Origin of the sequence: Streptomyces sp. NPDC047981 (assembly GCF_040653315.1) — a bacterium.
GTDB lineage: Bacteria > Actinomycetota > Actinomycetes > Streptomycetales > Streptomycetaceae > Streptomyces.
Map to the genome: position 1 here is coordinate 40,967 of NZ_JBEZNQ010000056.1, position 11,509 is coordinate 52,475.

The 11,509-nt window shown below is 71.8% G+C and carries 12 protein-coding genes; 3 read left to right on the plus strand and 9 right to left on the minus strand.

The genetic code is table 11. The annotated features are described in order from the left end of the window. Positions 1-21: 21 nt before the first annotated feature. On the minus strand, positions 22-393 hold the full coding sequence (locus AB0E14_RS28010; protein ID WP_362423904.1) for an MmcQ/YjbR family DNA-binding protein: 372 nt from the start codon (positions 391-393) through the stop codon (positions 22-24). 595 nt (positions 394-988) lie between these two features. Here AB0E14_RS28010 and AB0E14_RS28015 point away from each other — a divergent pair. Further along, entirely contained in the window at positions 989-2,188 is a 1,200-nt protein-coding gene (locus AB0E14_RS28015; protein WP_362423907.1) for an acyl-CoA dehydrogenase family protein, read from the plus strand. A 105-nt stretch (positions 2,189-2,293) separates the two neighbouring features. On the opposite strand, the gene AB0E14_RS28020 is transcribed toward AB0E14_RS28015, so the two are convergent. From AB0E14_RS28020 to AB0E14_RS28050, 7 genes are all read right to left on the minus strand, one after another. After that, positions 2,294-2,860: a GAF domain-containing protein gene (locus AB0E14_RS28020; protein ID WP_362423910.1), complete on the minus strand. Its 567-nt coding sequence runs from the start codon at positions 2,858-2,860 to the stop codon at positions 2,294-2,296. Continuing rightward, on the minus strand, positions 2,857-3,480 hold the full coding sequence (locus AB0E14_RS28025; RefSeq protein ID WP_362423913.1) for an ATP/GTP-binding protein: 624 nt from the start codon (positions 3,478-3,480) through the stop codon (positions 2,857-2,859). The genes AB0E14_RS28020 and AB0E14_RS28025 overlap by 4 nt, the downstream gene beginning before the upstream one ends. Next, positions 3,458-3,835, minus strand: a complete 378-nt coding sequence (locus AB0E14_RS28030) for a DUF742 domain-containing protein (RefSeq protein ID WP_362423916.1) — start codon at positions 3,833-3,835, stop codon at positions 3,458-3,460. The genes AB0E14_RS28025 and AB0E14_RS28030 overlap by 23 nt, the downstream gene beginning before the upstream one ends. Continuing rightward, the gene (locus tag AB0E14_RS28035; RefSeq protein ID WP_215071982.1) at positions 3,832-4,266 is read right to left on the minus strand and encodes a roadblock/LC7 domain-containing protein; all 435 of its coding nucleotides are present in this window, start codon (positions 4,264-4,266) and stop codon (positions 3,832-3,834) included. Before AB0E14_RS28035 ends, AB0E14_RS28030 begins: the two co-directional genes overlap by 4 nt. Positions 4,267-4,273: 7 nt before the next feature. Continuing rightward, positions 4,274-6,121 carry an ATP-binding protein gene (locus AB0E14_RS28040; RefSeq protein ID WP_362423919.1) on the minus strand — a complete coding sequence of 616 codons (1,848 nt, stop codon included), beginning with the start codon at positions 6,119-6,121 and terminating at the stop codon, positions 4,274-4,276. A 451-nt stretch (positions 6,122-6,572) separates the two neighbouring features. Further along, the gene (locus AB0E14_RS28045; protein ID WP_362423922.1) at positions 6,573-7,367 is read right to left on the minus strand and encodes a hypothetical protein; all 795 of its coding nucleotides are present in this window, start codon (positions 7,365-7,367) and stop codon (positions 6,573-6,575) included. A gap of 63 nt (positions 7,368-7,430) precedes the next feature. Beyond that, positions 7,431-8,630: an MBL fold metallo-hydrolase gene (locus AB0E14_RS28050; protein ID WP_362423925.1), complete on the minus strand. Its 1,200-nt coding sequence runs from the start codon at positions 8,628-8,630 to the stop codon at positions 7,431-7,433. Positions 8,631-8,792: 162 nt separating this feature from the next. Between AB0E14_RS28050 and AB0E14_RS28055 the strand changes: the two genes are divergently transcribed. Both AB0E14_RS28055 and AB0E14_RS28060 read left to right on the plus strand, forming a co-directional pair. Continuing rightward, the gene (locus AB0E14_RS28055; protein WP_362423928.1) at positions 8,793-9,971 is read left to right on the plus strand and encodes a Glu/Leu/Phe/Val dehydrogenase dimerization domain-containing protein; all 1,179 of its coding nucleotides are present in this window, start codon (positions 8,793-8,795) and stop codon (positions 9,969-9,971) included. Between the two features lie 86 nt (positions 9,972-10,057). Next, positions 10,058-10,717 (plus strand): TetR family transcriptional regulator C-terminal domain-containing protein, encoded by a 660-nt coding sequence (locus tag AB0E14_RS28060; protein ID WP_362423932.1) that lies wholly within the window; start codon positions 10,058-10,060, stop codon positions 10,715-10,717. Between the two features lie 87 nt (positions 10,718-10,804). Here the strand turns inward: AB0E14_RS28060 and AB0E14_RS28065 are convergent. Continuing rightward, positions 10,805-11,509: DUF6745 domain-containing protein (locus AB0E14_RS28065; protein WP_362423935.1), on the minus strand; the 705-nt coding region annotated here is incomplete at its 5' end.

Below are 11,509 nucleotides of genomic sequence, written 5' to 3' on the forward strand. Positions count from 1 at the left end.
CCGGAACCGGGCCGCGGGCCCTCAGCCCGCCTCCGGTGGCACGCCGACCTCCGGATACTGGTCCCGCAGCCGGCGCGAGGCGGCCTGACGCCAGGAATCGGCCAGGATGGCGCGGAGCTCGTCCTCGTCGTCAAGGGCGCCGATCCGGACACGTATCCAGGCATAGCCGTCGTCGTGGCCCTCCCGGACGAAGAACTTGGCGGGCTCGGAGGCGAGCAGTTCCGCACGCTCCTCCTTGGGGCATTTCACCCCCATCGCCTCATCGTCGTCGTCCAGCGAGGCGAAGATCTTGCCGCCCTGGCCCGCCCGGAAGGTGGGCATGCCCCAGGCGAGCTTCTCGAACGCCCCGGGCAGCGAGAGCGCGATACGGCGTACGTCGTCGGCGGTGGCCATACGTCGACCGTACGACGCCCCACTGACAGCGACACCCGGTCCGCCGACCGCAGACCGCGGACCCGCCGACCCGCCCACCGCAGACCGCAGACCCGCAGACCGCGCTGATCGGCCGCGCGTGCGCCGGAGCGCGCCCCCTTCACTCCCTGTAGCGCGCCCCGGCGCCGCCCAGTGCACTCGTACGCCGCCCGTCGGCCGCCGACCCGAGGGTTCACGCACACCCGGCCGCACGATTCCGGCCCCGTCCGCATATCGGGACGCTTCCGAGATGCCGACCCTGTGGTGAACAGGTGACGGATGGGGCGACACCGACCCCCTCAAGGCCATATGCCCTCGACCGGTTTGCCCTTGGCATGTGGCAGAAAGATGCCCACGGGGAATGCCCTGGTGACCGACTCGAACAGGTCAACTCCCTCCGAAACACAGTCAGTTGCTGGCGTCAACCACTCCGGTTTGAGACAAACTCGGTGGCGATATTGCTCCGCCCCGTAAAGATCAACACCATGAAGTGTCGGCCTGTTCGGGACGGGACCACCGCCGATGCACGATCTGCTCGAACACTCGATCGAGCAGATGACAGCAGGGGAGGACTCGCGTGGACAGCTACTTCAGCAGTCGACTTCATCATCAACTCCGAGCACAGGTGAGGGACTTCGCAGAGCGTGAGGTTCGGCCGCGGATAGCCGAGATGGAGGCGTCCCGGTCCGTGCACCACGAACTGTCCCGGCTGATCTGCGAGCAGGGCTGGCTGGGCGCCACGATCGGCCAGGAGTACGGCGGAATGGGCGCAGGTCATCTGGCCAAGACCATCATCATCGAGGAACTCTCGCGCGTCAGCGGCGCGATGGGCGCCATGGTGCAGGCCTCCCAGCTCGGCACCGCGAAGATCGTCCATTTCGGCAGCGACGAGCAGCGCAAGACCTGGCTTCCGGCCATCGCCGCCGGCGAGTGCCTGCCGACGATCGCGGTCACCGAGCCCGAGTCGGGCGGGCATGTCCTCGGGATGAGCGCGACCGCGGTCCGCGACGGCGACGGCTACGTCCTCAACGGCAGCAAGGTCTTCGTGGGCAACAGCCACGTCGGTCATCTGCACGGCGTGGTGGTCAGGACCGGTCCTGGGTCGAAGGGACTGACGGCCTTCCTGGTCGAATCCGATCGCCCTGGCTTCAGGATCGGTCCCCAGCAGGCCGCGATGGGCCTGCACGGCTTCAGCTTCGGCGAGCTCTTCTTCGAGAACTGCCGGGTCCCGGCGGCCAACCGGCTCGGTGACGAGGGCGACGGCCTGTCCGTCGCGTACTCCTCCAGCGTGCTGTACGGCCGGGCCAACCTCACCGCCGTCTCCCTCGGCATCCACCAGGCGATCCTGGAGGAGACGACCCGGTTCTGCGCGGAGCGCCTCCGTTACGGCAAGCCCCTGCACCACCTGCCGACGGTCAAGCTGAAGCTCGGCCAGATGCAGTCGCGGCTCATGACGGCCCGGCTCGCCGCGTACCACGCCGTCCATCTTCTCGACCAAGGCCTGTCCTGCGACGCCGAGTTGATGAACGCCAAGCTGGTGAACGTCGAATCGGCGATCGACTCCGGTCGCAACGCCATGGAGATCCACGCGGCCGCCGGGCTCTTCACCGACCGGCCGATCGAGCGCTACCTCCGCGACGCGCACCACATCTTCGCCCCGGCCGGCACCTCCGACATCCAGCTGCTGCGCCTCGCCGAGGTCGCTCTCGGCCAGGACAAGGGGAGTTGGTCGGAGCGCCTCGCCGACCTGCTCAAACTGGAGCCGGTACACGCATGACCGATGATCACAGACACAGAAGCGCCCCGGCACGGCTCCTATGAGAGCCGTCCCGGGGCGCCATCGCTTCGGCACGTTCCTCCCCGCTCCGCACGCCACGCGGGCTCAGATCAGGCCGTCCTCTCGACGGTGGATCTGCTCCACCAGCTCCGCGGCGAGCGACTTGATGGTCTCCAGACCGGCCCGGCCCCACGGTCGTACGTCCGTGTCGACCACGCAGATCGTGCCCAGCGCTATCCCCGTACGGTCGATCAGCGGCGCGCCCATGTACGAGCGGATGCCGATCTCGTCCACGACCGGGTTCCCCGCGAAGCGCGGGTAGTCGCAGACGTCCTCCAGGACCAGCGCCTTGCGGCGCACCACGACGTGCGGGCAGTAGCCGTGGTCGCGGTCCATGTACCGGCCCACGTTCCCGCCGGCCGCCGCGTTGAGGTCGCTTCCGCTGTGCGTGCCCGTCGGGGTGTGCAGCCCGGCGAAGAACTGGCGGTGCTCGTCGATGAAGTTGACCATCGAGAACGGGGCGCCGGTCACCTCCGCGAGCCGGTGGGCGAACTCGTCGAACGCGGGCTCCGGCCGCTCCCCGAGACCCAGTTCCCGCAGCCGCCGCACACGCGCGGGTGCCTCCTGGTCGACGGGGGTCAGCAGCAGGTGACCGGTCGGGTCGTAGGTCATGACGGTGCTCCGTAGCTCGGCACGGGGGCCGGGATGGTGGTGAGCAGATGCTGGACGAGGGTGAGGAGGGTGCGGATGCCGGCGCTGGAGATCCGCGCGTCGCAGAGCACCACGGGCACCTCGGGCTTGAGGTCGAGCGCGGCCCTGACCTCGTCGGGCTCGTAGCGGTAGGCGCCGTCGAACTCGTTGACCGCGATCACGAATCCGATGCCCCTGCGCTCGAAGAAGTCGACGGCGGAGAAGCAGTCCTGAAGCCGGCGGGTGTCGGCGAGGACGACGGCTCCGAGGGCGCCCTCGGAGAGCTCGTCCCACATGAACCAGAAGCGCTCCTGGCCCGGGGTGCCGAACAGGTACAGCACGTTCCTGTCGTCGAGCGTGATGCGGCCGAAGTCCATGGCGACCGTGGTCGTGGTCTTGGACTCCACGCCCTCCAGACTGTCGGTACCCGCGCTGACCTGGGTCAGCAGCTCTTCGGTGCTCAGCGGTTCGATCTCGCTGACCGCGCCCACGAAGGTCGTCTTGCCCACGCCGAAACCGCCCGCCACCAGGATCTTGAGCGCGGTGGGGAACGGGTCGGTCGTGAAGCTCTCGTGGCGCTCAGAGCCGTTGTCGTAGGCCATCGAGCACTGCCTCCAGCAAGGAACGGTCGGTTGGGTTGGCGTGGAAGCGGGGCGCGCGGGCGGTCAGCGCCCCGCAGTCCACGAGGTCGGAGAGCAGGACCTTGGTGACGACGGCGGGTAATCGCAGATGCGCCGCGATCTCCGCCACCGAGGTGGGTCCGTCGCACAGCCCCAGGGCCAGGCTGTGCTCGGGACCCATGTGCGGCTGCGGGGAGGAGCCGGTCGCCATCACCAAGGAGAGGAGGTCCAGGGCGGTGGTCGGCTGGGTCCGGCCACCGCTCACGGTGTACGGACGGATCAGCCGGCCCGCCGCGTCGTCGAGCCAGGGCCCCTCCTGGGGGGACACCGCGCTCACTGCCCCGTGCTGCCCGCCGCCCCCGCCGCTTGTCTGGCGGGAGTGACGAGATACGGCCGTACGCTCTTGACCAGCATCGCCATCTCGTACCCGAGGACGGCGGCGTCCGCCTCACGTCCGGCGAGGACCGCCAGACATGTGCCGGAACCGGCGGTGGAGACGAAGAGCAGCGTCGAGTCCAGCTCGACGACCACCTGTCGCACCTCACCCCCGTCGCCGAACCGGGCGCCGGCGCTGCGGCCGAGCGAGTACAGCCCGGAGGCCAGCGCGGCCATGTGGTCGGCGGCGTCCGTGTCGAGGCCGTGGACCGACTTGACCAGGCCGTCGGAGGAGAGCAGGACCGCGTTCCGCGTGTACGGGACCCGCTGGACCAGACCGCTCAGCAGCCAGTCGAGATCCGAGGAATGGCCGTTCGGCACATTGCTCGCCATGGTGCATCTACTCCTTGTGCGCGTCACCGTGACGCGGCGGTTCTTGGGGGGAGGGCTGGGATTCCGCGAGTCCGATGCCGCGCTGGAACGCGGCCATCAGACCCGGGTCGTGCAGGGCGTGCTCCTCGGGCCTGCGCGCCACCGGCTCGTCCCGCAGCTGCGGGACGAGGTGCTCCTGGGCACGCCGCTTGGGGAGCAGCGGGCGGCCCGGGGGCTGGGCTCGCTCCATTGCCTCGGCCTGCTGCAGGGGGATCGCGGGGGCGGAGGTGGTGTACGTGAGCGGTCGGTGCGGGGGTTCGGCCGACGCGTGCTCGGCCCGTACGGGCGCGGGCGTGTGCGTGGCGGGAGCCGCCCCGTTGGTGTGTACGGGCGGGGTGGCCGGTGCCGGAGCGGTGGGGACACCGTGGACGGCCGGGTGTGGGGCACCCTGCGGCCGGTGCGGAACGTGCGGCACCTGGGGTGCCTGCGGGACCTGAGGCGACTGCTGCACCGGCCGGCCCTGCGGGACCTGGGGCGGCTGCTGCACCTGCGGGGCCTGCTGGACCTGCGGGGCCTGCGGGGCCTGCTGGATCTGGGCCGTCTGGTTCGCGCTGCGCGCGAGACCTTCGGGGTCGGCGCCCAGAAGGCCCTGGGGAAGCACGAGGACGGCCTGGACACCGCCGTAGATGTTGGACTGGAGCCGTACCGCGATGCCGTGGCGGCGGGCGAGCGCGGAGACGACGAAGAGTCCGATGCGGCCGTCCTGGAGCAGGTGAGCCACGTTCACCTGGTCAGGGTCGGCGAGGAGCGCGTTCATCTTGTTCTGCTCGGTGACCGGCATGCCCAGGCCGCGGTCCTCGACCTCGATGGCGAGGCCGGCGGTGACGTACTGGGCGCGCAGCAGCACGGTGGTGTGCGGTGCGGAGAACACCGTCGCGTTCTCGACGAGTTCGGCGAGCAGGTGGATGACGTCGGCCACGGCATGGCCCCGCAGCGTACCGTCGATGGGCGGCACCAGTTTCACGCGTGGGTACTGCTCGACCTCCGCGATGGAGGAGCGCAGCACCTCGGTCATGGTGACCGGATTCGACCACTGGCGGCGGGAGATGGCGCCGCCGAGCACGGCGAGGTTCTCCGCGTGGCGGCGGATGCGGGTGGCCAGGTGGTCGACGTGGAACAGGCCCTTGAGCAGCTCGGGGTCCTCGACCTCGTTCTCCAGCTCGTCGAGCAGCTGGATCTCGCGGTGCACGAGGGACTGGAGACGACGGGCGAGGTTGACGAAGACCTCGACCTTCTGTTCGTTGCCGACGCTGCTGGAGAGCCGGGAGGCCTGCACCACGGCAGCCACCGCTGCCTCGTGCGAGCGGTTCAGCTCCTGTGCGAGCAGGTCGAACTCGTCTCCGGAGGCCACCGTCGGCAGCGTGACCGGGCGGTCCGGGGCACCCTCACCCCTGCGCAACTGTTCGACGACCGTACGCAGTTCACTCTGGGCGCGCGCGCTGGAGCGGCGCAGGGCGTTGCAGCGGTCGAGGACGGCCTTGGCCGCCCGGTCGGCGCCGAGCGCCGCCGCGGTGATGGAGGCGACGGTGAGGGCCGCGGCGCCCGTCAGGGCGGCCCAGAGGCCAGGGGTGGGGCTCGCTCCGGTGGACCGGAGCGTGAAGAGAACGGCGGCGGCGCCACCGAGTGCGACCGCGATGGCGGGAAGCACGGAGGTGCGCAGGAGTTGGGGGCGTATGCGGGCTTCCGTCGGGAGCGGCGCGGTGTGCTGCGCGGGTGGGGGGGCTCCCGCACCGGAAGCGGAACGGGCGCCTGACCGGCCGTGCCGCCCGCCCTCACGGCGTTCGGACCGCGCGGCGGGTGCGCGAAGTTGAGACATGAGTGTCCTTGGTACGTGCCCAGGATGCGGCGTACGACGGGGGTGTCTTACGTGGGTCTGACGAGGCTACCGATGATCACCAACCACCCACTGTAGACGTCAACCGTTCATGTGCGGTGCGCAGTTGGCAAACTTACCCGTAGACGGGACTCACTCTGGTATCAGCCTTCGCACGACAGGCCGAGAAGGCATGGCCGGAACTCGACACGGGTGGTGGGGCACGGAACGGAGGAGGCGTCCGGAGGCCTCCGCCCTCCTCCACCAAAGGCTGAATCCCGTCGACCGGAATCGCACCCACCCCCTTCACACAGCGAGCCGAGCACCCCGCTCCTCCACCCCGCGGGGCACTCCCCCCACCCCCGCGACCCGGCCGCGACCGTTCACATTCGCATTCGCGTTCGCATCGACACCCGCCCGAGCCTGACGGAGGAGGCCACCCGACCCGCCTGGTTCAGTTCGGCCTGAGGATCCAGCGCTGGTGCAGGCCCACCACCGCCAGCACGGCGGCGAGCATCCCGAGGAACACGAACAGGGCGGAAACCGACCAGAGCAGCAGGAGACCTGCGACGAAGGCGACGAACATCCCGACCAGGCCCCAGACGAATCCGCCGAAGAGAAGGAACACGGGCGGCATGCCGACGGCCCCCGCCAGCAGCAGGCCGAGGGCGAGCCAGACCACCATCATCCATGGCCAGAGCCTCGACTGGGTCGGCGGCGGATACGTGCTCACGTGCCCGCGCACCTCCAGCCGGACCGCTTTCCCCTGCCAGAAGCGCAGTTCGGCGCGGTCACCCGGCCGCGCCTCGTCATAGGCCCGCCGCTCCACTTCCAGCCATGACGTGTCGCCTTGCCACCCGACCCTCAGCTGGTGATAGGTCGTGCAGGTGGTGGTGGTCCCGCCGGCGGTGGTGCCGCCGATCGTCACGGTGCCCCCGCCGGCCCCGCCGGCCATACCGGGCCCGGCGCCGCCGATCGTCACGGTGCCCCCCGACGTACCGCCGCTGGAGCTGCTCGTCGTGCAGCGCTCACCCGTCCTGCGGTCGAGCACCTCTCCGACCGCGGGTCGGACGCATCCCTCCCGGTCGCAGACCGACGCCGCGCGGTAGTCGAGCGTTCCCCGGTAGGCGTCCACGACGTTCCCCACGGCCGACCACGCCAGGGCCCCGCTGACGAGGACGAGCAGGACCCGGATCCAGACCGGTGGCGGTACGTCGTACCAACTCAGGCCGAAACGTTGGGACTTCACCCGTTCCTGATGCCCGCGGCAGGGGCCTTCGAAGCCCGCTGCGCGCCGCCGGGACGCGCGCCGTCAGCGGTCGCCCGCGAGGTCGAGGTCGCCGCTGCGGGGCTCGGGCGACACCTCGGCGCGGCCGGAGCGGCGCCACGGGCGGGCGATCGGGCTGGACACGCCGCGCCACCACGGGTCCTCGGGGAGCTTCTCGCCGGGCTCGAACGGCTCGCCGGGGCGGGGGGCGGCCACGGCCTGGCCCACGTCCTCGGCGGCCTCGCCCGTCCACTCGCCCGGCTCCGCCCAGGGGTGGAAGGCCAGGTTGAAGGTGCCCCAGTGGATCGGCAGGAGCACGCCGTGCGGGCGGCCCCCCTGGAGGTCCAGGTGGGCCTGGACGCCCTCGGCGGGAGTCATGTGGATGTCCGGCCAGTACTCGCTGTACGCGCCGATCTGGATCATGGTCACGTCGAAGGGGCCGTGCGCGGCGCCGATCTCCGCGAAGCCCGGGAAGTAGCCGGTGTCGCCGCTGTGGTAGACCCGGTGCTCGGGGCCGGCGACGACCCAGGACGCCCAGAGGGTGTGCTGGGTGTTGCGCAGACCCCGGCCGCAGAAGTGGCGGGCGGGGGTCGCGGTCAGACGCAGGTCGCCGATCTCGGTGGACTCGTTCCAGTCGAGCTCGCGCAGCCGGGAGGCCGGCACGCCCCAGCGCTCCAGGTGGGCCCCTACGCCGAGCGGAACGGCGAACACGGTGTCCGTGCCGGCCAGCGCCTTGATCGTGGGCAGGTCGAGGTGGTCGTAGTGGTCGTGGGAGATCACGACGACGTCGACCGGGCCGAGCGCGGCGAGCGGCAGCGGCACCGGGTGCAGCCGCTTGGGGCCGGCGAAGGCGAAGGGCGAGCAGCGGTCGCCCCAGACGGGGTCGAAGAGGACCCGGTGGCCGTCGATCTCCGCGAGGACGCTGGAGTGCCCCATCCAGGTGATCCGGAGGCCCGAGACCGGGGGCTTGGCGAGGTCGGCCACGGTGGTGGCGTGCACGGGGATCGTGCCGGTGGGGGCCCGGAGCGCCCGGGCCTCCTTCTGGAAGTAGATCTTCGCGAACTCGACGGTGGAGCCGGACGGCCTGTGCCGGGCGGCCACGGGGTTCTGGAAGACGCCGTCCGCGAAGTTCGGCGAGCGGCGGATGCGCTCGAGGCGCTCTCCCTCGGGATCGGCGCCGAAGGCTTCGGGGCGCAGGGCGCGCAGCCTGGCCCGCAGCGAATGGTCGGAGCCGGTGCCGGTCACGGGACCTCCTGGTGGTCGGGGTCGTTCCATTATGGTCGGCCCGCGCCGTTCCCGGCCGGAGCATGCGCGATACTGAACGCTCATTCAGTAGCACCCCCTGCCTCACCAGCAGTCCCACCGACAGAGCCACCAGCAGCCTCGCCGCACCCTCGGAGATCGCCCATGACCACCGCCCCGCTGATCTCGCTGACCTGGTTGGACCCTGTCACCGGCCGACAGGGGCATCTGGTGATCGACCGGCTGGTGCGGGGCGTGTGCAGCGGCGGGCTGCGGATGCGCGAGGGCTGCACAGCGGCGGAGGTGGCCGGGCTCGCGCGCGGGATGACCATGAAAGAGGCCCTGCACTACGACCCGAAGAGCCGGTACGTCCCCCTGGGCGGCGCCAAGGGCGGCATCGACTGCGACCCCCGCTCGCCCGAGGCGTACGGCGTCCTGGTCCGCTATCTGCGGGCGGTGCGCCCCTACGTCGAACGCTTCTGGACCACCGGCGAGGACCTCGGTCTGACCCAGGACGTGGTCGACAGGGCGGCGGCCGAGGCGGGGCTCGTCTCCTCGGTGCAGGCCGTCTATCCGCTCCTGGACGACGAGGCGCAGGCCCGGCGCAGGCTCGCCGACGCGTTCGCGACCGAGGTGGACGGGATCGGCCTCGACGAGTTGGCGGGCGGCTGCGGGGTCGCCGAGTCGGTTCTGGTGGCCCTGGAACGGGCGGGCAGGCCGTACGGCGGTACGCGGGTCTCCGTGCAGGGCTTCGGGACCATGGGCGGGGCCACGGCACGCTTCCTGACCAGGGCCGGGCTCACGGTCGTGGCGGTGGCGGACGTACGGGGCACGATGACCAACCCGGACGGGCTCGATGTCGAGGCGCTCCTCGCCGCGCGCGACGCGCACGGCACCGTGGACCGCGCCGCGCTGCGGCCCGGGGACCGGGAGGAGCCCGGCGACGCCTGGCTCGCCGTCGACGCGGAGGTGCTCGTCCCGGCCGCCGTCTCGTACGCGATCGACCCCCGGAACCAGTCGAGGATCACCGCCCGCTGGATCGTCGAGGCGGCCAACATGCCCGTCCTCCCCGACGCGGAGGCGCTCCTCGCCGCGCGCGGCATCACGGTCCTGCCGGACGTCGTGGTGAACTCCGCCACCAACGCCTGGTGGTGGTGGACCCTCTTCGGCGACATCGGCGCCGACCCGGACGAGGCCTTCGCCCACATCCGGACGGCCATGCGCGCCCTCGTCGGCCGGATGCTGGACCGGGCGGAGGCGGACGGCACCACGCCGCGCGCCGCGGCCCACGCGCTGGTCGAGGAGCGGCTGCCGGAGATCGCGGAGCGGTACGGCTGGTACTGATCCAAAGCCGAACGAACCCAGCGAGATCACCCGACCAGCCAGAAAGATGATCATGCCGTCGGCATGGTCTGTGTAGGCTGACCGGCGTGACGAGAGTGCGGCTGAGCGTGGCGGAACGGCGGGACGAGCTGCTCCGCGCCGCCGTCGCGCAGATCGAGGAGCGGGGTGTGGCGGCCGTCCGGATCGCCGATGTCGCCAGCGCCCTCGGGGTCAGCAACGCGCTCGTGCTCTACCACTTCTCGACCAAGGAGAAGCTCGTCGCGGAGGCGTTCGCGTATGCCGCCGAGTCCGACCTCGTGCATCTGCGCCGACTCCTGGGACGCCGGACCACCGCCCTGCGCCGCCTCCGGGCGGCCGTCCGGTGGTACGCCCCGACCGGGCAGGCCAAGGGCTGGCGGCTCTGGATCGAGGGCTGGGCGGCCTGCCTCCGGGAGCCGGCGCTCCGCGAGGTCGCCGGGGCGCTCGACCAGCAGTGGAAGTCGGCCCTGACCCGCGTGATCGCGGAGGGCGCGGCGGCCGGCGAGTTCCCGTGCGCCGATCCGGCGGCCGCCGCCTGGCGGCTGACCGCCTTCCTGGACGGTCTTGCGGTGCAGATGACGTCGTACGCCGGGTCCCTCTCCCGCGCCGCCATGCTGGAGTGGGCCGACGCGGCCCTGGCCCGGGAACTCGGGCTGCCGTCGCTGGACGCGCCGGCACCCCCGCAGCCGGCACCCCCGCCGACGACGCCCCCGCAGCCCCCGGCGTAGGCCGGGCGCGCCCCGGCAACCACCCGGCTCGACCACCACCCGCCGCCGGCCACCACCCGCCGCCGGCTACCACCCGTGCCCGACCGCTCAGGTCTGGACGAGCGGCTCGTACGCCGCCTCCGTGAGCCCGAAGGTCCAGGCGACGCCCTCGCGGGCGGTCCTCGTCCGGGGCGGCACCCGCAGCCAGTACGTACGGAAGGTCCCGTCCGGCTCGGGCGTCGCGTTGACCACCTCGACCATGACCACGTCCTCGTCGTCCACGAGCTCGATCCGCCAGAGCACTCCGCTCTCGTCCCGGGCCACCGGCTGCGCGCCCGACTCGGCGAGATAGCGCTCGTAGCCGTAGAACTCCAGCATCACGCGGCGCAGTTCGGCGTTCTCCTCGGAACGTATGCGCTCCGGGGTGAGCCCGCCCAGTTCGGCGAGGAACTCCGCCGGCACGGCCATGCCCCGCCAGGCGTGCAAGGCGAAACCGTCGCCGTAGGCAAGGGCCGGGCCGTCGCCGCGGTCCAGCCGGCCGGCCTCGTCCCGGTGCAGCTCGACGGGCCTTTCGCACACCACGGCGACCTTCTCGTACGGCCACCACCAGCCCGCGTTCTCGGCGACCGCCGTGAGTCCCGCGAGGCGCTCGCCCCGGCCGTCGAAGGCCGCGAGCCAGGCCGCGTCGTGCTGGCCCAGGACCGCGTCGAGCAGCACGAGCCGCACGGCGGCGGCGTGCTCGGCGGCGGTGCCGTCGCCCGCGGCGGCTCCGTCGGAGCCGCCGCCCCCCTCGGCGTCCACCCCGGCCCCTAT

What these genes read in the sequence shown, in the direction of transcription:
- AB0E14_RS28010 (WP_362423904.1), bottom strand. Translation starts at nt 393, where the DNA reads ATGGCCACCGCCGACGACGTACGCCGTATCGCGCTCTCGCTGCCCGGG.
- AB0E14_RS28020 (WP_362423910.1), bottom strand. Translation starts at nt 2,860, where the DNA reads ATGACCTACGACCCGACCGGTCACCTGCTGCTGACCCCCGTCGACCAG.
- AB0E14_RS28025 (WP_362423913.1), bottom strand. Translation starts at nt 3,480, where the DNA reads ATGGCCTACGACAACGGCTCTGAGCGCCACGAGAGCTTCACGACCGAC.
- AB0E14_RS28035 (WP_215071982.1), bottom strand. Translation starts at nt 4,266, where the DNA reads ATGGCGAGCAATGTGCCGAACGGCCATTCCTCGGATCTCGACTGGCTG.
- AB0E14_RS28040 (WP_362423919.1), bottom strand. Translation starts at nt 6,121, where the DNA reads ATGTCTCAACTTCGCGCACCCGCCGCGCGGTCCGAACGCCGTGAGGGC.
- AB0E14_RS28055 (WP_362423928.1), top strand. Translation starts at nt 8,793, where the DNA reads ATGACCACCGCCCCGCTGATCTCGCTGACCTGGTTGGACCCTGTCACC.